The following is a 19,915-nucleotide window of genomic DNA, read 5'->3' on the forward strand; positions in this document are numbered from 1 at the left end:
CGCATTTGTATAATTACTATAAATTATAGGCCCAAATTTATTACTTATGAAAAAATTATTACTATTTACAGCACTACTTGTATTTTCATTAAATGGATTTTCTCAAGAAAAAGTTTCAGACACTACAAAAGTTAGTGAAGAAAAATCAGGAGGTTTTGCATTTCAAGGTGTAAAATACGGAGTTAGAGGAGGTTATAATATCTCAAATTTAGATTTTGATGATAGTTCTTCAAACATAAATACTCTTAATAAGCACAGAAATAGCATTTATTTAGGGTTTTTGGCAAACATTGGTTTGTCTAGAACAGTATCAATTGTTCCTGAAATTCAGTTTTCTGCAGAAGGTGGAAATGATGAAAAACTACATTTAGATTATATTCAAGCTCCTATATTTTTAAGGTTTAGATTAAGTGAAAAAGTTCATATTGGTGCTGGACCGCAAGTAGGACTAAAAGTGCATAAAGTAGATGATCAAGCAACAAATTTCGCCTATTCAGGTGTTGCTGGTATAGAATACAAATTATCTCATGCACTTTTTGCAGATGCAAGATATACTTATGGGTTTAGGAATGTATTTGATGAGGTTTCTGGTTTATCGGCTAAAAACACCAATATTCAAATTGGTGTTGGTTATAAATTTTAACCATGAACCGTTACTTTTTTTCCTAAATCAGACATGATTTTAGCTTCATAATCAAGAAGTTGTTGCCATTTGGTATCAACTTCTTTTTTATTACCATATTTTCTCGCAAAACCTAAAAACATTGTATAATGGTTGGCTTCGCTCACCATAAGGTTTCTGTAGAATTCTGCTAATTCTTTATCTTCTAATTCTTCAGATAGTAGCCTAAAACGTTCACAACTTCTTGCCTCAATTAAAGCAGCATATAATAATCTGTGTACTAATTGAGTAGTTCTGCTACCACCCTTTGGAAAGAATTTCATTAATTGAATTACATATTCATCCTTACGGTCTCTTCCTAAAACCCAGCCTCGTTCAAGAATTTTATCATGTACCATTTTAAAATGACTAATTTCTTCTTTTACTAAAGCCACCATTTCTTGAATTAGTTCAGTGTACTCAGGAAAGCTAACTATTAGTGAAATAGCTGTACTGGTTGCTTTTTGTTCGCAAAATGCGTGGTCAGTTAAAATTTCTTCAATGTTCTTTTCAACAATATTAACCCATCTTGGGTCTGTTGGTAACTTAAGTCCTAGCATTATTATCTATTTCTTTTACTTTATAATTGCCTTTTTCATCTATTATTATTGAATAATCCGGACAATTATGTGTTCTTGGTAAACAACGAGAGGTAATCAATACCAGTTTATTTGTTTTAAGAGACTGCTCCTCATCTATATATACCTCATTATTAATATATTCAAGCGTATTGTCAATATCGGGTAAGTTTTCTAAGAAAAAAGCTGTATTCAATTCTTTTTTAAAAATCAACTCATCATTTTTATAAGCAACAACTTCTGAAATTACTTTTCTAAAATTTAGCTTAACTACACTTGAACTGGTTTTAATGGTTTGTAAAACAGAATTGTTCATGTCAGTATAAGATTTAATTTTTACCGTAAATCCATTACTTAAAATAGTATCTGTTTTAATTTCGGTATACTGTTTTGGTGTATATTTAATAACCTCAATAGGCTCTGTAGTATCTTTAAATTTCGTTATTGAATCTTGTAAGAAATCATTTTTAGATTTTCTACCGTCACAGCTACAAACCACAATAAATGCTATGATTAAGAATATTGGTAAGCGATTTAGAAATTTTTTATACATCTAAATTAAAGGTTTTCTTTAACAACTCAATATTTGGGTTTTTCTCTTTAAGTTTTTCAAATTTTTCAATAGGAGTATAGGCATATTGTTTTTCCATTACTTCATTTACTGTAATGGATAGATCTATATCAAAATTATTAAGTGATTTTCTGATGAAACCTAATAAATCATATTGATTACGTTCTACTTCAACTTTATTGGTAGCGTTAGGGAATTCCAAATATATTGTAGTTTCTTTCACTTTAGGTGTATCTATGGAAAGAATAGATGCCAAGTTTCGTTTTCCTAATTTTTGTAATTTATCAACATAAGAATTCCAAACTTTAACAAGTTCGGGCTCGGTAAAAGAATCTTTTGGTAAATCTTCTTCATCAATTACAACATTCATTTGTTTTATTTGATGCTCCTTTTTTGCTTTTAAGCTACTTAGAGAAAGCCCAGACCTACGTTTGGTATCTTGTTTTAAAATAATTTTTGGCGGTTCATTAACTTGAAAATCTTTAATAGGTGGTTTTTCAATATTTTGGTTTGTGTCTATAGTTTTTTCTTCAATCCCATTGGTTGTTTTAAGGTTTTGGTTTCTTCTCTTGTTCAGAGGCGTAATCACTGCAATAGGAGTAATGCCTTTTTCCTTAAAGTATGAAGCTGGAATTATGTAATATTTACCATTTTTTTTTTCTCCATCAAAAGTGATAGAGGCAAGCTGCATTAAGCATAGTTCAACTAATAAACGTTGATTTTTACTGCTTTTGTATTTGAGGTCGCAATCATTCGCGAGATTGATACCTTGAATTAAGAATTCTCTAGATGCCTTTCTTGATTGCTCTAAATACTTCTGTTTGGTTTGATCTCCAACTTCCAGAAGTTCAATGGTATTTTCAGTTTGGCTAACTAGTAAGTCTCTAAAATGAGAAGCTAAACCTGCAATATAATGATGACCATCAAACCCTTTTGAAAGCGCTTTATTAAACAGCAGTAATAGTTCTGGTATTTTGTTTTCTAAAATAAGGTCGGTACTTTCAAAATAGGTTTCGTAATCTAGTACGTTTAGGTTTTCGGTAACTGCTTGTCTTGTTAAATTCTTTCCGGAGAAACTAACAACTCTATCAAAAATAGATAATGCATCTCGCATTGCGCCGTCGGCTTTTTGAGCAATAATATGAAGAGCATCATCTTCGGCATCAATTTGTTGCTCTTCGGCAATGTATTTTAAATACTCTTTTGCGTCCTTAACAGATATTCTTTTAAAATCGAAAATTTGACAACGAGAGAGAATAGTTGGTATTATTTTATGCTTTTCTGTAGTTGCTAAGATGAAAATACAATGTTTAGGCGGTTCTTCTAATGTTTTAAGAAAAGCATTAAATGCGGCCTGAGAAAGCATATGAACTTCATCAATAATATAGACTTTATATTTGCCTACTTGAGGAGGTATTCTAACTTGGTCTGTTAAATTTCTAATATCATCAACAGAGTTATTAGATGCAGCATCTAATTCAAAAATATTAAAAGCGAAGTCCTCCTCGGTTTCATTACCATCACTATTAATCATTTTAGCCAAAATACGAGCACAAGTAGTTTTACCTACACCTCTAGGCCCTGTAAAAAGTAAGGCTTGAGCTAAATGATTGTTTTCAATAGCGTTTAAGAGGGTATTAGTAATGGCCTGTTGACCAACAACATCTTTAAAGGATTGTGGCCTGTATTTCCTTGCTGATACTACAAAATGTTCCATTGAAACCAATTAGTATAACAAAGTTAAAAATTCAATTAAGAAAATTTAATTTAGAGCTTTTATTTTAATAGGAGTTATTAACAAAATAAATTGGAATTAAAAATAAAAGAGGTAGGTGTGAATTTATCAACCTACCCCTTGCTATCAATCAAAAGTTACCACACTAATTTTTGATAATAAATTTATTAATAGTTGTATTGCTACCTGAAAGTTTGAAAATATAAATGCCAGAATTCAATTTTGATATATCAATTGATTCATTATTTATATTTTGCTGAAGTACTAACTGCCCCACAGAGTTGTATACAGATAAGTTTTGAAATTCTTTATAATTGCTGATTTTTATTGAATTGGTGGTGGGGTTTGGCCATAACTTTGTTTCAGTTATATTATTGTCAGTAACAGTTAAGCTAGCATCTCCAAAAACTCTAAATTCCATTAAACTACTCCATGTGCCTGTATAAGTTTCGGCTCCTAAAGTTGTTATTTTAATAAAACGCCCGGTAACACCAGTGAATGTATCAACAATGGGGTTGGAAGCTGATCCTGGTGTGGTATTATCAGATCTATCTACTATTTCAGTGTATATTCCATTTTCTGTATCAGAAATAGAAACTGCAAACTGATAGTCCCTATCATTATAACATACTAATTCTGTTCTTTCAACAGAATACATAGAGCCTAAATCTATAGTGGCCGCTTGGGGAAATCCAGAAACAGACCACCTCGTACTTGTTGATCCGTCCACCAAGTTAGCAACCTCATGATCTCCATCGTGAGTTCCAGTTCCTGTAATAGATTTGTTAAGTGCTAGATTAGGTCCAGTAGCAATTCCAATAACATTAACCAAACTTGTGTCGGTAAAACTCCCATCATCAGTGGTAACTGTAATTACAGCATTACCCTCTGAAATAGCCGTTACCAATCCGTTTGAATCTACACTAGCAATTGCACTATTACTGCTATTATAAGAAACACCCAAATTAGAAGCGGTGGCAGGAATTACGGATGCCGATAGTTGTTTTGTGTTCCCAACAATTAAATCAACATTTTCTGGAGTTATAGTTACACTAGAAACACTAACATCTCCATGATTTACAGAGAAATCATATACTAAAACTTCGCCGTAATTATTTGGGTCATCCGTATCAACACCTTCTCTATCTGGATTACTTTGAGTATAATTACCTATTTTAAAATAAGAGTCATCATAATCTAAATCCATAACATAATCATTGGCGCCATCTTTTACTAAATAAGAGCTTGCACTATTATTATTAAAGGCCGTAAGTAAATTTCCGTCTTCAGAATAATAACAATAATGCTTGCCGTCTTCAACAAGGAAAATAACTTCATGAATGGTGCCTAAAGTATAATTTGTTTTAATTGTTAAATCACTTCTTAATACACCTCCATTAAAAGATAAAAATAGATGAGAATCTTCAAGTCTAAGTACCATTGCATCATCAATACCGTCATCTTTATTACCATGAATTTGTGTTGCTACCAAATGTGATTTATTAATTGGAAGATGTGTAATGGCTTGTTTTACGTAAACCAAATGAGAACCTTCTGTAGTCCAATAAATGTCTACACTACCATCGGGAACTCTTTCTCTAAGCTCTGAGCGGATATAGCTAGAGTTAGGAGTGGTGCCATTATCATTTCTTATAGGGGCTTTAAACACTATGGCATCACCTGTGCCATTAACATAGAAAAACTCATTATTTTGTTCTCCGCAAAGGGTTTTGTCTTCAACTCCAGTCGGATAGGTAATTTTCCATTGATTGCAATTATCCATTAAATCAGAAGGAACAAGTTGTGCATTAACTTGAATAGTTACCAATAATAATGTCACCAAAATGGTTATCGAATTTATTTTTTTAAATGATAATAAATGCATTTATAAGCTGATTATTAAGTACTTAGTTAAGTTGAAATTATTGGTTATCCAAATTGGTTAACCAATACATGCTAACAAATAAAGTAAAAATTTTTGACATTATAAAAACTCTAATTAAAAAATATGTTAAACCGCAATTAAAATTTGATTAGAAAATAAAATATTTCACTGTAATTAAAAATTCATTGTTTTACTTTTGCATTAAGTAGATTGCCTTATCGCTGCTATTTTTTTAGTGGAGGAAAGTCCGAACACCGCAGTGCAATATAGTGGTTAATGACCACCAGTTGTGAGACTAGGAAAAGTGCAACAGAAAGTATGTACAGGTAATGCTGTAGTGAAATCAGGTAAACTCTATATGGTGCAATGTCATGTATACCAACGTCTAGGGTTGCACGCCCAATGTTGGAGGGTAGACAGCTAAAGTGTATTGGTAACAATACGTTCAGATAAATGATAAGGGCTTTTTCTTTTTGTGATTCTTTTTCAAAAAGAAAAAGTACAGGATTCGGCTTATAGATTTACTTAAAAATAATAAACCCTTCTTATATTTTTTAAGAAGGGTTTATCTGGTTAAAAATGGTTGGTTGATATATTATTCGGTTTTTGGTGAATAATGTAAATCTGGTCTCATCCAACCAGTTTCTTCTTCCCATTTACTTACGTAGTTTAAAACCTTATTGAATGTTTCGAAACGGTCTGGACCTAAAACTTCTTCATTAGCCTTAGTTTTTTGTGCACTATCAATTTCATCTTTAGCAGGTACAGATACTAAAAAGTAACTTTTCATTGAACCAAACCCAGAATGATAAACATTATAGTAATTGGTTGAACCCTTGGCAGCAAACATGTCTTTTACTGCTTTCATACCTTCTTTTAGTTTTGCCTTGTTTTTCGGACTGTAATATAATTTGAACCATTTTCTATAGTTTTGGTCAGACATATCTGTTCCTTCCGGCGCTGGATAACTTAAATCTTTTATACTATGCATAATATAGCTCCCATGAGAACTATAGCACTGGTCGAAGCGGTTAAACATATCCTTAAATTTATCACCCATAGCCTCAGCCATATCAGCGAAAGGGTTTTTATCTAATTCTGCAAAATTTTCAATAGGGGTAATGTAATAATAAGTAAAATCATCACTCATAGCGGTAATCCATGATGCTTGCAGGTTATGCGTTGTACTAGCTTCATGAAATTCTTTAGCTATTTTTTCATATTCACCAACTTTTGATGGTTTTACATTGTCTTGATGAATTTGAAATGCTTGTTGTGCATTTAAATGCGTTGTACCGAGAAATAGGACAAGTGATAGTGTTAATACTGCTTTAATTGTTTTCATGATGTATATATTGATTGGATTAGTTTTATTCTATTCTTCAGATTCAGCTTCAGTATTTGCTTTAGCTGCTTCAGCAATAGCCGCAAATTCAGCATTCATTGAAGTGCCATCAAAATAAACATGCTCTTCAACTATTTTGCCATCAATAAACTGTACTGCTAAATGAACTGGAATAGACAGTTCTTTGTTTGTAGCTGCAAAAGTTCCAATATGAGTTCCCCAGTAATATACCCAAGTTTCATCTTCTTTATCAAGAACCATTTCAATGTATTCCTTTTCATGATTGAAACCATAAGAGGACATAGCAGCAGTCATGTCTTGTAATGATTTTACTCTATCTGTAACGCTAACAGATTTAAGGGAGTTTACATATATTTTGGCGGTATCTACAAAATGACTTTTCCAAGTATCCCAATCACCAGATTCATAAGCTTTTATTCCAGACATTAAGGTTGCTGTTTGTGCAGATTCTGGGAAATAACGTTGGGGTTTGGTTTGACATGCTAAAAATAAGGAAAATGCTAGTCCTAGTAAAAAAAGTTTTTTCATTTCATTTATGGTTTTAAGGTTAGTATTCTTTAAGCAACCATAAACACTATCAAAAAAAGAAATCTTTTCTTGAATAGAGAGACAAGTATGAAAATAGAGTCAGGACTCTTAAGGAGAACTCTAATATACTGAAAAAAAGATAATTATTATAAATTTATGTTGTCTTTAGGTTATTTGGAAGAAACTAAAGACGTTACCACCGTAACTTTTTGAATAATTGAAATGAGTTAAATTAGATAAATCTGTATGTTTTGAATGCTCTAATATTAGCATTCCATTTTCCAATAATAAATCATTGCTAAATATCAATTCAGGTATTTTAGAAAATTGTTCTACTGAGAAGTTATAAGGTGGATCTGCAAAAATTATATCTGATTGTATTTTGGCTTTTTCTAAAAACTTAAAAACATCACTTTTAATAGTTTGAATTGGCATTTCTAATGCTTCAGAAGTTTCATTAATAAATTTTATGCAGTTATGATTTTGGTCAACCGAAATTATAGTTTCAGTACCTCTTGATGCAAATTCATAACTAATATTTCCAGTTCCCGAAAATAAATCTAACACTGAAATATCATCAAAATAGTATAGGTTATTTAAAATATTAAATAAAGATTCTTTAGCCATATCCGTGGTGGGACGAACCGGAAGGTTTTTTGGAGCAACAACCCTTCTTCTTTTGTATGTTCCTGATATTATACGCATTATAAGGAGTTAGTTAAAGCAAAATTTGAATAGGAATATTTAACTGGTTCAGAAAAATTGTTGGTATTATTTCTATGTCCAAAAGTAATATGTCTAATATATCTATAAGCTATTTTATAAAATTCGTCTTGTTTATTAATATTACCTGTAAAGACTAAATTAAATACCTCAGGGTTTAGGTTTAATTGTTCTGCTGTAAATAAGATATAATAAATAAAATCTTCCTTGGTAATGTATTCAAATGTGTTATAGAATAAAAGCTGAGCATTTTTTACAGCAACAAACTCAAAACTATTCTTCTTTACGTTTATATATACCTTTGGCTCTTCTGAGTTTTTTTCTAATTGTAAGATGGAGTTTATTAGAACGGTGGAAATATGTTTAAATGTAAACGAGCCAAACCTATCATATAAATAATTGTTTATGTTAATATATGGCACATAAATACATACGCTATCACTTAATTCAACTTCATCGTATGTTATATAGTCAGACTTAAGAATTTTTGAATTAAACTTTAAATAATCAGCTATAGCCTCTTCCTTAAATAGAGCTTTTGGAACAATGGTTGACAATTCATTATCATGAATCACTATAACCTTATCAAACCCTCCTTGTAATGCCTTTTCGGTATTAAATAATTCCTCTAATTTATTTAACAGTTCAAAAGGATTCAGTTTTTTTTCAAATTCTACCTGTTTTAAAGTAGTAATAGTTTGAATACTTTTTTGAATAATACAAAAAGAAAGTCCATTCAAACTTATTTGAATGGACAGTTCCTGATTAGTTAGTTTATTAAAAGATTTATTCGTTATCGCCATATGTTTTAGGCCAGTTACCAATGGTTTTAACCTCTTCCATTGATCCTACTCTTAAAGCATCACCATTAACACCATCAACAGACACTACTTGTTTTTCTTGAACCAATAAATCTGGATTAAGGTCATGTAAAATAACATCTTTTTTAACAGAAGCTTCAAACACAGGAATATTAATACTATTTTGCTCTAAGAATCCCGCTTTTAAATCAAATGTTTGTCCAGCTTTTCCAATTGGCACATTCATCATAGTTTTATATCTGTCAGAAGTTTTAAATAATGAGTCTTTTACAGATTCAAAACCTAAAGTGTCTATTATCACAATATCTTTATAAGTATCAACTTGGTATAATTTGGTTAAGGCCTCATCAATAACACTAGAATCTCTACGCTGAGTAATTGTAAATTTAGCTGTATCAATGAACTTGATTAAGCCATCAAAGTTTTTAGCAAACTCACCTGTTACTGTTCTGTGTGCTAATTGAGAATCTCTAATATCAACTAAACTCTCTATTACTTTTGCATAACGTTTTTTCTTTTCCTTATTAAACTGAATTGGCTCATAAATTGATTGGTAGGTTTGATAAGCAAAAAATCCAATTAATAACCAAAGGATAATACTTAAAACGGGTTTTACTTTAGGTGGTAAAAATTTATCTACTACTTTAACCAATACAATGGCTAATACAATAGCTCCAACTGCAATAAGAATAAAATTTAACATTGTTGTTTTTTAATTAAAAAGTTATAAAAGGTCTTTCGCAAATCTACAATTTTTTTTTATTCGTTAAAACCTCTAGTGAATAAAAATCATTCTATATTTGAATAAATCATTTTTTGCTTATCATTTAATGACCGAATCAGAATTTTATTCTCTTATAAAAAATCAATTTCCGTTTCAGCCTACGCTAAAACAAGATGTTGTTTTACAGCAGTTATCAAAATTTATTTTTAATAAATCATCAAAGGCTTTATACGTTTTAAAGGGGTATGCTGGAACAGGAAAAACTACTATAGTTGGAACGATTGTGACCAATTTATGGAAAGCAAAAAAAAGTGCTGTATTAATGGCGCCAACAGGCAGGGCTGCAAAAGTAATTTCTAATTATTCAAAGAAGGAAGCTTTTACAATTCATAAAAAGATTTATTTTCCTAAAAAGGAAAAGGGAGGAGGGGTAAAGTTTGTATTGCAACCAAATAAACACAAAAACACCCTGTTCATTGTTGATGAGGCATCTATGATACCTGACACTCCTGGAGATTCTAAATTATTTGAAAACGGTTCCTTATTAGATGATTTAATGCAATATGTTTATTCTGGTCATCAGTGTAAATTATTACTGATTGGAGATACTGCTCAATTACCTCCAGTAAAGCTAGATTTAAGCCCTGCCTTAGATGAGAATAAAATTAGCTTAAACTATAATAAAGAAGTTAATCTAATAGAACTTGATGAAGTAGTTAGGCAGGAGGAAGATTCTGGGATTTTGGCTAATGCTACTGTATTAAGAGGTGCTTTATCTGATGGCATTTATGATTATTTTAAATTCGATTTAATTGGATTTAAAGATATAGTTAGACTAATTGATGGTCATGAAATTATGGATGCTATTAATGATGCCTATAGTAATTTGGGTAATGAAGAAACAACAATTATCGTAAGAAGTAATAAGAGGGCAAATTTATATAACCAGCAAATACGAACCAGAATTTTGTTTAATGAAAGTGAGCTATCAGCGGGAGATTATTTAATGGTAGTAAAAAATAATTATTTCTGGATTAAACCTACTACTGAAGCTGGTTTCATAGCTAATGGTGATATTATTGAAGTTTTAGAAATATTTAGAATTGAAGAAATTTATGGTTTTCGATTTGCTACGGTAAAAATCAGAATGGTAGATTATCCAAGAATGAGACCATTTGAAACAGTTTTACTATTAGATACTATAAGTGCAGAAAGTTCATCACTTTCATATGAAGATTCCAATAGATTATATCAAGAGGTAGCCAAAGATTTTGAAAATGAAAGTAACTATAGAAGATTTTTAAAAATTAAAGGGAGTAAGCATTTTAATGCATTGCAAGTTAAATTTTCATATGCCATAACTTGTCATAAATCTCAAGGGGGGCAATGGAATACGGTTTTTGTAGAACAACCTTATCTTCCAAATGGTATTGACAAGGAGTATTTACGTTGGCTTTATACTGCGGTTACCAGAGCTAAAGATAAATTGTATCTTATTGGTTTTAATGATGATTTTTTTGAGGATTAATAATTATGGAATTTGATACTATATTAAGCATATGTTTAGGGGTTGGGTTATCGGCATCAGTTGGCTTTAGAGTTTTCTTACCTTTATTTGTTTTAAGTTTAGCGGCTTACTTTGATATGTGGCAATTGAACGAATCTTGGCAATGGATTGGAAGTACAACTGCATTAATTACATTAGGAGTTGCCACCTTTATAGAAATTGTTGCTTATTTTATTCCATTTATTGATAACTTATTAGACAGTATAGCTATACCATTAGCAGGCATTGCTGGAACCATTATTATGTTATCAACAGTTGCTAATTTAGACCCTGTAATTACTTGGTCTTTAGCAATTATTGCGGGTGGAGGAACAGCTGCAGCTATATCTGGAACTTCTACAACTACAAGATTAGCTTCAACTGCTACTACAGCCGGGGGTGCAAACCCTGTTGTATCAACCTTAGAAACAGGTGTTTCATTGCTTATGTCTGCGCTATCTATCTTTGCACCTATTTTGGCCATAATACTTGTAGTTATAATATTGTTTATAGTTTTTAAAGTATTTAAAAAGTTTAAGCGCTCAAGGGGTAAAGCCTAAATATTTATTTTATTTTTGATGAGATTTGATTTTTAAGTTTTTATGAAAATAATATCAATGATTCCAGCACGTTATGGTGCTTCTAGATTTCCAGGAAAGTTAATGAAAGACCTAAATGGTAAATCAGTGATTCTTAGAACATATGAGGCAACTATGGCTACACAATTATTTGACGATGTCTATGTGGTTACGGATAGTGACATTATTTATGACGAAATTGTTAAAAATGGTGGAAAAGCTATTATGAGTTTAAAAGAGCATGATTGTGGTAGTGACAGAATAGCAGAAGCTGTTGAAAACATGGATATTGATGTCGTTATTAATGTTCAAGGCGATGAACCTTTCACAGATAAAGAATCACTTGAAAAACTAATTAAGGTTTTTAAAGAGGATGACAACAAAGAAGTAGACCTCGCATCTTTAATGGTTCATATTAATGATGATGATGAAATAAACAACCCCAATACCGTAAAAGTAATAATAGATAAATTTGATTTTGCTTTATACTTTTCGCGTAGCCCTATACCATATCCTAGAGATAAAAGTATTGATGTAAAATATTATAAGCATAAAGGTGTTTATGCATTTAGGAAACAAGCCATTTTAGATTTTTATAGATTACCCATGTTAACTCTTGAAGCGTCGGAAAAATTAGAACAATTACGGTATCTTGAATATGGAAAGCGTATTAAAATGGTTGAAACAAATGTTCAAGGTATTGAAATTGATACTCTTGAAGATTTAGAACGAGCAAGAAAGGCATGGAAGTAAGTTATAAAAACATAAGAGTTATTGGCTTTGATGCAGATGATACACTATGGGTAAACGAAACTTATTTTAGAGAGGCAGAGCAAGAGTTTTGTAGGTTGCTTTCGGAATATGAAACACCAAATAAAATTGACCAAGAATTATTTAAAATGGAAATGAATAATTTGGGGCTTTATGGATACGGGGTGAAAGCTTTTGTTCTTTCTATGGTAGAATCTGCCTTAGAACTTTCAAACTATAATGTGTCTCATAAAACTATCCAGAGTATATTAAATATAGGTAAGGAAATGTTAAATAAGCCAGTTGAGTTACTTGATGGTGTTGAAGATGTTTTAAAAAAATTATCAAAAAAGTATAGACTAATATTAGCAACAAAAGGCGATCTATTAGATCAAGAAAGGAAACTGGAGAAATCGGGATTAACTGATTATTTTCATCATATAGAAATTTTAAGCGATAAGAAAGAAGCTAATTATGCCAAGTTATTGGGGCATTTAGATGTAGAGCCTTCAGAGTTTTTAATGATTGGTAACTCGCTTAAATCGGATGTACTACCTTTAGTCAATTTAAATGCAAAAGCCATACATGTTCCGTTTCATACTACTTGGGCGCATGAGCTAGTCACTGAAAATGAAACTAATGGTAAAGAGTATAAAACAATTAATAGTTTAAGAAACCTTTTAGAATTACTTGATTAGATTTTAATCATTAAAGTTTAATAAGTTATTTTTACAATTTAGTAATAGAAAACACATAAATGAGTTATAAAAACTTTCCCATGGTGCCAAGAGTAGTTTTTGGCAGAGGTAGTTTCAATCAATTAAGCGAAATATTAGCTCCAAAGCGATTAAATATAAGTGCTCCATTTATATTTTTAGTAGATGATGTTTTTAAAGGGAATTCGTGGTTAGTATCAAGAATACCCTTGTCTTATAATGACAAGATTATTTTTATATCTGCAGCTCAGGAACCAAAAACCTCACAAGTTGATGAATTGGTGGAAGGCATTATACTGGATTCAAAAGAATTACCTTCGGGTATAATAGGTATAGGTGGAGGTACTCTATTAGATTTGGCTAAAGCTGTTTCAATTATGCTAACTAATAAAGGTGAGACTAAAGATTATCAAGGCTGGGATTTAGTAAAGAACAAAGCGATTTATCATGTTGGTATACCTACAATTTCAGGTACAGGAGCCGAAGTTTCTAGAACTACAGTACTTACAGGTCCCACTAGAAAATTAGGAATTAATTCAGATTACACACCATTTGATCAAGTTGTATTAGATTCTGAACTCACTAAAGATGTGCCTAAAGATCAGTGGTTTTATACGGGAATGGATTGTTATATTCATTGTATAGAATCTCTTAATGGCACTTTTTTAAACACGTTTAGTCAGACGTATGGAGATATGGCGTTATCATTATGTAAAGAAATATTTTTAGAAGACCAGTTAAATGAAAAAGAAGCTCAAGAAAAGCTTATGATGGCCTCATGGCATGGTGGAATGAGTATTGTATATTCTCAAGTTGGCGTAGCACATGCCATGAGTTATGGGTTGTCTTATTTGTTAGGAACTAAACACGGCATTGGAAATTGTATTGTGTTCAATCATTTAGAAGAGTTTTATCCTGAAGGGGTAGCTATCTTTAAAAAGATGAAAGAAAAGCATAATATCACTTTACCTCAAGGTATTTGTGCGGATTTAAGTGATAAAGAACTAGATATTATGATTGATGTAGCTCTTAGTTTAGTACCACTATGGGAGAATGCTTTAGGAGCTAACTGGAAAAAAATCATTACTAGAAAAAAATTAAAATCTTTATATCTAAAAATGTAACATGCAATGTTTAGCAAAATTTATTTACTACAAACTTCTTAGATGGAAGGTAGTTGGAAATATAAGTTTTTCTAAACATGATATAAAGAAAGCAGTTATTATAGCTGTTCCTCATACAAGTTGGCATGATTTCTATATTGCCGTTCTATTACGTTCTGTTCTTGGTGTAAAAGTGAATTTCGTTGGAAAAAAAAGTTTATTTAAGTTTCCTTTTGGATGGTTTTTTAGAGCTTTAGGTGGTTCTCCAGTAAATAGATATTCCAATGAAAATAAAGTAGAGAGGATTGCAGAAATTTTTGAAAAAAAAGATGAATATAGAATAGCAATGGCCCCAGAAGGTACAAGAAAAAAAGTAAAAGAGTGGCGAACCGGATTTTACTATATTGCTAAGAAAGCAAAAGTACCAATTATCATGTTTACCTTAGATTTTGAGAATAAGCAAAACAAAATATCAGAACCTTTTTATCCTACTAATGACTCAAAGGCAGACTTTAAGTTTATGGAATCATTTTACAAAGGGGTGAGGGGTAAAGTGGTTGAGTATTCTTAAAAAGACATTTAAAAATGCATTTTGGCATAGAAATTGTTTTCAATAATATGTGCTAGTAAATGAAACATAAAGTAAACAATTTATTGTCACTAAAAAGAAACATCAACTAATACACTTAAAAGCCAAAAAAGCTATTTCATATTGAAATAGCTTTTTTTATTGTAGTAAATAAATTATTTAATCTCCTTTAAGGCATTATCAATTAAAGTGCTTAAATGTTGTTTATGTGCTCTTGAAATGGTGTTGCCAGATGGGGCAGCCATAGATCTAATTCTTTTTAAATTATAAAGCGCCATTGATTTAGCATTATAAGTAAAATTATTCTTTTGTTTTCCTGTTAATAGTGCTATTAATCTATTAGTATATTCTAATTGTAAGTTTTGTCTAAACGTATTAACATTGCCATAAATATCTGCATTAAAAATTGCTGCGTTTAAATCTGTCATGAATGATGACAAACTATAGTTATTACCATATAATTCAGAATCGGTAATACGTTGTAAAGTATTTGGATGTAGCAAGTGACTTAAAACACGCTTTTGGTAAGCCAATACTTGATTGTGAATTTTTGGGTCTTCCTGTGAATAATCAAAACCTCTTCGTTGTCTAGCTAAGAAATTATATAAATTGTTAGGAGCATCAAATGCGTTTGGCGCAAACACATAATCTTTTAAAGCTTTCATAGCACGTTTTTGATCCTCTAAACTTACAGGTGTATAGGGTTTAGTTTCACCTTTTTGACCAGCCATAGCTCTATCTATATAGACCCCACCAATATACCTTGATATTACAGTAGCGGCATTGGCTTTTTGTCCACTTAACGTATAATACACACGCCTTAATTCATGATAAGTTTCACCATTCTTTGTGAATTTATCCTTAATTGTTTTCATAAGGTCATTTGATAGTTCAAATCTATCTATAGCATACTTTATTGGGTCACTAGATTGATCAAAAATCATTGCTCTTGGGTCAATTGCTTTACCTGGAGCCCTCATATCATCAGCATCATTACCAAAAATATGTTCAGGCTTTGTAGATTCGTTTAGTAAAGATTGACGGTCAGCTTCAGACTTAAAAGGCGTATAACCTAATTCAATAGCCCAAATATCATAAGGACCAATTGTAACATCATCATATTGCCCTTGTTTCTCTCTATCTTTAGTAACATTGACAATGGCATAATCCATAATAGAAGCTGTTAAACATTTACCTTTTATAAAATCAGCATCTGCTAGTTGTTCTGGTGAGTATAATTGACTTGCTTTAAAATTATGATTTAACCCTAATGTATGTCCAATTTCATGAATAACTACAGCAGTTAGTACTTCCTTTTGAATTTTGTTTAACTCAAATTTTGAGTTGCCATAAACCTTAGCTGCGGTTTTAGCAAAATGGTAGTTTGCTTGCATACCATGTGCGAATGTACAATGCTCTTCAGAAATAACATTTTCTTTAACATGATAAGGATTAAATTCCGTGTTTGAATCACTAGAATCGCCCGAGTCAAAAACTTTTGAAATATAATCACCTCCTGAAAATATATTATATTCCATCATTATATCTGCACCAATGATTTCACCAGTTCTGGGGTTTGCCACTCTTGGACCATAGCCACCAAACGGAGGATTTGGGGACGATGTCCAACGCATTACATTATATTTTATATCACCAGCATCCCATGTTGCATCATCAGGTTGTTGCTTTACCACAATAGCATCTTTAAAACCAGCTTTTTCAAAAGCTATATTCCATTCCAATATGGCATTTTTAATTGTTTCACGCCATTCTATTGGTGTAGTATTTTCCATCCACCATGTTATAGGCTCAACTGGTACAGATACGTCTAATTCCGGGTTCTTCTTCTTGAGATTCCATCGGTTTATTAAATCTCTATATGGTACAGTGCCTGTACTAGTTTGGTCGTTAAATTCATTAATAAAATAACCTACTCTTGGATCATCAAACCTTACCTCGTAATCATCATCTGGCATTTCAATTAGGTTGTGGTTTACTTTAATACTAACATTTCTTCCATCAGTCACGGCTTCAGACCCATTACCTAAAGTTGAAGATTTAGAGTATACATATTCTGCCTCAATATTTGTGTTGTCTTGGTAGTTTCTTATATAGTTTATTTTGGTTTTATTTTTGTCTAAGTTGCCTAAGGTGAATGTTTTAATTGAGGTTCCAGCTGATTTTGATGGTTTGATTTGAATAAAAGTTTCTTTAAGAAAAAGATTATCAACATTAATTAAGTATAAACCATTTTTATTATCGGTGGCTTCAATTTGTATACTTGCCAAATTGCCATCAGAAATATTAGCTTTTTTTGCTTTTGAAATAGCATTATTTGGGTCAAAATAAAAGGATGTATTTTGTTGTATAAATTCAATTTTATTAAAATGTTTGGTAATTTTTATAATTCTTGAACCCTTGTAAGATCCTCTATTTACTCTTCCAGCATCAACAACACCATCGGCTATTTGTGCAAAGTGAATAAACTCTTTATCTATATCATCTTTAGAAATTACCATTTGAAGTTTTCCGGTAATAGTATCTTGGTAGAAAGTAAACAACCCATCAATTTTCTTACTAGATTTGGTTAAAGAAGCAATAGTCTTTTTAGGGGTAGGCTTTACTTTTGGAATAACTGTGGCAGCTTCATCTTTTTTCTTTTTGTTTTTTTTCTTTTGGGCATCTATATTTTGAGGCATTAGAAAAGCTACTAATAAAAACAAAACTAAACTAAGTTTGGTGTGATTTGATACTTTGAAACTCATAGAACGTACATTGTAGTTAAATAATTAGAAGTCATTTTTATAAAATGATACCAAATTTAACTAAATACAAATAAATTTGTTACAAATAAATGTTAAAGCACATATTTGTAATTCTAATTTATTAGATTTTTCCTAGAATTTTATCCATAACCCAATTAGTGTGCAAAGCAGATTTGCCATTGGATGGGTGCTTACAGTTATTATTTATAAGTTCGCCCCTCATGCACTCTACGTGAAATTGCTGAATGTGCTTTGGATTTTCCAGAATTAAAGATTCATTTTTATTACTTGAAGTTAAAACCAAAGGTTTATCGTGAAATACGGCAAATTCTATTTTTCCCTTATTCCCAAAAATAACTGCTTTGTCTAAATGATCATCAGCTCCAAAATCCCAAGTCCCAGATCCAGTAGCCCCACTATCATGAATCCAATTGGCAGTTACTGCATCTGGTGCATTATAATAACCCTGTTGGTTGGTGGCAAAACCGCTGGCATCTGCATAATCTCCCAATAAAAAAGCAAACAAATCTAAGCCATGGCTTGCCAAATCATCAAAATAACCACCAGGTGCTATTTTAGAATCTGTTCTCCAGTTATAAACCTTAGATTTATCTTTATTGCTAGCGGGTTTGGTTTGAATCCAATTAATATGTCTTACCTCTCCAATTTGATTACTATTAAGCCATTCTTTTACCTTTAAAAAACGTGGTAATGAGCGTCTGTAGTAAGCTACAAAAAGAGGGGTATTCTTTTGCTTGAAAGTATTGTATATAAATAGGCTATCTGAATAAGAAGGGGTCATTGGCTTTTCAATACAGCAGATTTTACCCGCATCAGCAACCTTTAAGGCATAATATTTATGACTGTCTGGAGGTGTGGCAATATAAACAGCATCAATTTCTTCGTCATTGATTAATGCATCGGCATCAGAATAATACTTTTTTATTTGATGTCTTTCAGCATAATCTTTTGCTTTAGCTTCATCACGTCTCATAACAGCTACAAGTTCAAAGCCTTCAGTCATTTTATAAGCTGGTCCACTCTTAACTTCGGTAACATTACCGCACCCTATGATTCCCCATTTAATTGTTTTATCTGATTTAATGGAGTTAGACATGGATTAAAAATTGAAATTAATCTTAATCGGTAAGTTCTTGCATGGTATGATACACGTTTTGTACGTCATCATCTTCCTCCAGTTTTTCTAACAGTTTTTCAACATCAGCTACTTTTTCAGCATCTAATGGTTTAGTAACTTGAGGAATGCGTTCAAACCCAGAAGATAGAATTTCAATGCTGTTTTCTTCTAAATAGGCCTGAATTTTACCAAAACTTTCAAAAGGCGCGTATATCATAACGCTATTTACTTCATTTCCGTCTGCATCTTCATCAGTATCCTCAAATATTTCTTCAACACCAAAATCTATAAGTTCTAATTCTAATTCTTCTAAATCTAAATTATCACCTGTAATTTTAAAGTTGCAGGTGTGGTCAAACATAAAAACAACAGACCCAGAGGTTCCTAAACTACCATCACATTTATTAAAATAGCTTCTTACATTTGCTACGGTACGTGTATTGTTATCTGTAGCAGTTTCAACTAAAACAGCTATTCCATGGGGTGCGTAACCTTCAAATATCACCTCTTTATAATCACCTTGGTTCTTATCAGAGGCACGCTTTATAGCCCGTTCTATATTATCTTTAGGCATGTTTACAGATTTGGCATTCTGTATAACCGCTCTAAGACGAGAATTACTATCTGGATCAGGACCTCCTTCTTTAACAGCCATAACAATGTCTTTACCAATACGTGTAAAGGCTTTACTCATTGCTGACCAACGTTTCATTTTTCTTGCTTTCCTGAACTCAAAAGCTCTTCCCATAATTATACGTGTTTTTTAATTTCGAAAAAGCGAAAATAATTCGTTTTTCAGTCTAAGACAAATTTATTCTACTGGTTCTACAATGTTTTCAATGGCTTCTGCCAACTCAAAATCTTTTTTGGTTATACCTTCGGCATCATGTGTAGATAATGAAATGGTAAGTACGTTGTAAACATTTGTCCAATTAGGGTGATGGTTCAATGCTTCGCATTCAAACGCTATTCTACTCATAGCGCTAAAACAGTCTCTGAAATTTTCAAATTCAAATTCAGCATTAATGGCATTGTTGAAGTACTCCCAATCAGGAAATCGTAATAATTTTTTTTCTATTTCTTGTTCAGATAGTTTGCTCATAAGTATAAGAGTTAGTTAATAACTATTAAATGTAAC

Annotated in this window: 20 protein-coding genes and 1 other RNA gene; 8 read left to right on the plus strand and 13 right to left on the minus strand. The window is 31.5% G+C overall.

Annotated features, from left to right (window positions below):
* The first annotated feature begins 46 nt into the window (after positions 1–46).
* Positions 47–643 carry an outer membrane beta-barrel protein gene (locus N1F78_RS13365; protein WP_406683668.1) on the plus strand — a complete coding sequence of 199 codons (597 nt, stop codon included), beginning with the start codon at positions 47–49 and terminating at the stop codon, positions 641–643.
* Here the strand turns inward: N1F78_RS13365 and N1F78_RS13370 are convergent.
* The 4 genes from N1F78_RS13370 to N1F78_RS13385 form a co-directional block, all read right to left on the minus strand.
* Entirely contained in the window at positions 640–1,221 is a 582-nt protein-coding gene (locus N1F78_RS13370; RefSeq protein ID WP_406683669.1) for a tRNA-(ms[2]io[6]A)-hydroxylase, read from the minus strand. The two genes, N1F78_RS13365 and N1F78_RS13370, sit on opposite strands and share 4 nt — an antisense overlap.
* Positions 1,208–1,792: a hypothetical protein gene (locus N1F78_RS13375; protein ID WP_406683670.1), complete on the minus strand. Its 585-nt coding sequence runs from the start codon at positions 1,790–1,792 to the stop codon at positions 1,208–1,210. Before N1F78_RS13375 ends, N1F78_RS13370 begins: the two co-directional genes overlap by 14 nt.
* On the minus strand, positions 1,785–3,527 hold the full coding sequence (gene dnaX / locus N1F78_RS13380; RefSeq protein ID WP_406683671.1) for a DNA polymerase III subunit gamma/tau: 1,743 nt from the start codon (positions 3,525–3,527) through the stop codon (positions 1,785–1,787). The genes N1F78_RS13375 and dnaX overlap by 8 nt, the downstream gene beginning before the upstream one ends.
* 163 nt (positions 3,528–3,690) lie before the next feature.
* Positions 3,691–5,430, minus strand: coding sequence for a polysaccharide lyase family 7 protein (locus tag N1F78_RS13385; protein ID WP_406683672.1), 1,740 nt, complete (start codon positions 5,428–5,430; stop codon positions 3,691–3,693).
* A 202-nt stretch (positions 5,431–5,632) separates the two neighbouring features.
* On the opposite strand from N1F78_RS13385, the gene rnpB reads away from it, so the two are divergent.
* Positions 5,633–5,962, plus strand: an RNA gene (gene rnpB, locus N1F78_RS13390) — RNase P RNA component class A.
* Positions 5,963–6,025: 63 nt separating this feature from the next.
* On the opposite strand, the gene N1F78_RS13395 is transcribed toward rnpB, so the two are convergent.
* The 5 genes from N1F78_RS13395 to N1F78_RS13415 form a co-directional block, all read right to left on the minus strand.
* Positions 6,026–6,775: a hypothetical protein gene (locus tag N1F78_RS13395; RefSeq protein WP_406683673.1), complete on the minus strand. Its 750-nt coding sequence runs from the start codon at positions 6,773–6,775 to the stop codon at positions 6,026–6,028.
* Between the two features lie 30 nt (positions 6,776–6,805).
* On the minus strand, positions 6,806–7,324 hold the full coding sequence (locus tag N1F78_RS13400) for a hypothetical protein (protein ID WP_406683674.1): 519 nt from the start codon (positions 7,322–7,324) through the stop codon (positions 6,806–6,808).
* A gap of 165 nt (positions 7,325–7,489) precedes the next feature.
* The gene (locus tag N1F78_RS13405; protein ID WP_406683675.1) at positions 7,490–8,029 is read right to left on the minus strand and encodes an RsmD family RNA methyltransferase; all 540 of its coding nucleotides are present in this window, start codon (positions 8,027–8,029) and stop codon (positions 7,490–7,492) included.
* The gene (locus tag N1F78_RS13410; protein WP_406683676.1) at positions 8,029–8,850 is read right to left on the minus strand and encodes a DUF3822 family protein; all 822 of its coding nucleotides are present in this window, start codon (positions 8,848–8,850) and stop codon (positions 8,029–8,031) included. Before N1F78_RS13410 ends, N1F78_RS13405 begins: the two co-directional genes overlap by 1 nt.
* Positions 8,834–9,571, minus strand: coding sequence for a hypothetical protein (locus tag N1F78_RS13415; protein ID WP_406683677.1), 738 nt, complete (start codon positions 9,569–9,571; stop codon positions 8,834–8,836). Before N1F78_RS13415 ends, N1F78_RS13410 begins: the two co-directional genes overlap by 17 nt.
* A gap of 127 nt (positions 9,572–9,698) precedes the next feature.
* Here N1F78_RS13415 and N1F78_RS13420 point away from each other — a divergent pair, with 127 nt between their 5' ends.
* The 6 genes from N1F78_RS13420 to N1F78_RS13445 all read left to right on the plus strand — a co-directional run bounded on the left by N1F78_RS13420 (position 9,699) and on the right by N1F78_RS13445 (position 14,856).
* Positions 9,699–11,120 carry an ATP-dependent RecD-like DNA helicase gene (locus tag N1F78_RS13420; RefSeq protein ID WP_406685690.1) on the plus strand — a complete coding sequence of 474 codons (1,422 nt, stop codon included), beginning with the start codon at positions 9,699–9,701 and terminating at the stop codon, positions 11,118–11,120.
* Between the two features lie 5 nt (positions 11,121–11,125).
* Positions 11,126–11,698: a DUF4126 domain-containing protein gene (locus N1F78_RS13425; protein WP_406683678.1), complete on the plus strand. Its 573-nt coding sequence runs from the start codon at positions 11,126–11,128 to the stop codon at positions 11,696–11,698.
* Positions 11,699–11,740: 42 nt separating this feature from the next.
* Positions 11,741–12,469 carry a 3-deoxy-manno-octulosonate cytidylyltransferase gene (gene kdsB / locus N1F78_RS13430; protein ID WP_406683679.1) on the plus strand — a complete coding sequence of 243 codons (729 nt, stop codon included), beginning with the start codon at positions 11,741–11,743 and terminating at the stop codon, positions 12,467–12,469.
* Positions 12,460–13,164: an HAD family hydrolase gene (locus tag N1F78_RS13435; protein ID WP_406683680.1), complete on the plus strand. Its 705-nt coding sequence runs from the start codon at positions 12,460–12,462 to the stop codon at positions 13,162–13,164. The genes kdsB and N1F78_RS13435 overlap by 10 nt, the downstream gene beginning before the upstream one ends.
* Before the next feature lie 80 nt (positions 13,165–13,244).
* On the plus strand, positions 13,245–14,306 hold the full coding sequence (locus tag N1F78_RS13440; RefSeq protein WP_406683681.1) for an iron-containing alcohol dehydrogenase family protein: 1,062 nt from the start codon (positions 13,245–13,247) through the stop codon (positions 14,304–14,306).
* Between the two features lies 1 nt (position 14,307).
* Positions 14,308–14,856 (plus strand): 1-acyl-sn-glycerol-3-phosphate acyltransferase, encoded by a 549-nt coding sequence (locus tag N1F78_RS13445; protein WP_406683682.1) that lies wholly within the window; start codon positions 14,308–14,310, stop codon positions 14,854–14,856.
* Between the two features lie 173 nt (positions 14,857–15,029).
* On the opposite strand, the gene N1F78_RS13450 is transcribed toward N1F78_RS13445, so the two are convergent.
* The 4 genes from N1F78_RS13450 to N1F78_RS13465 all read right to left on the minus strand — a co-directional run bounded on the left by N1F78_RS13450 (position 15,030) and on the right by N1F78_RS13465 (position 19,879).
* Positions 15,030–17,639: a zinc-dependent metalloprotease gene (locus tag N1F78_RS13450; protein WP_406683683.1), complete on the minus strand. Its 2,610-nt coding sequence runs from the start codon at positions 17,637–17,639 to the stop codon at positions 15,030–15,032.
* 121 nt (positions 17,640–17,760) lie between these two features.
* Entirely contained in the window at positions 17,761–18,756 is a 996-nt protein-coding gene (locus tag N1F78_RS13455) for a Gfo/Idh/MocA family protein (protein ID WP_406683684.1), read from the minus strand.
* 22 nt (positions 18,757–18,778) lie between these two features.
* Positions 18,779–19,525 carry a YebC/PmpR family DNA-binding transcriptional regulator gene (locus N1F78_RS13460; protein WP_406683685.1) on the minus strand — a complete coding sequence of 249 codons (747 nt, stop codon included), beginning with the start codon at positions 19,523–19,525 and terminating at the stop codon, positions 18,779–18,781.
* A 63-nt stretch (positions 19,526–19,588) separates the two neighbouring features.
* Positions 19,589–19,879: a 4a-hydroxytetrahydrobiopterin dehydratase gene (locus N1F78_RS13465; RefSeq protein WP_406683686.1), complete on the minus strand. Its 291-nt coding sequence runs from the start codon at positions 19,877–19,879 to the stop codon at positions 19,589–19,591.
* Between the last annotated feature and the right edge of the window lie 36 nt (positions 19,880–19,915).

It is taken from the genome of Seonamhaeicola sp. MEBiC01930, assembly GCF_045277075.1.
Classification (GTDB): Bacteria; Bacteroidota; Bacteroidia; order Flavobacteriales; family Flavobacteriaceae; genus Seonamhaeicola.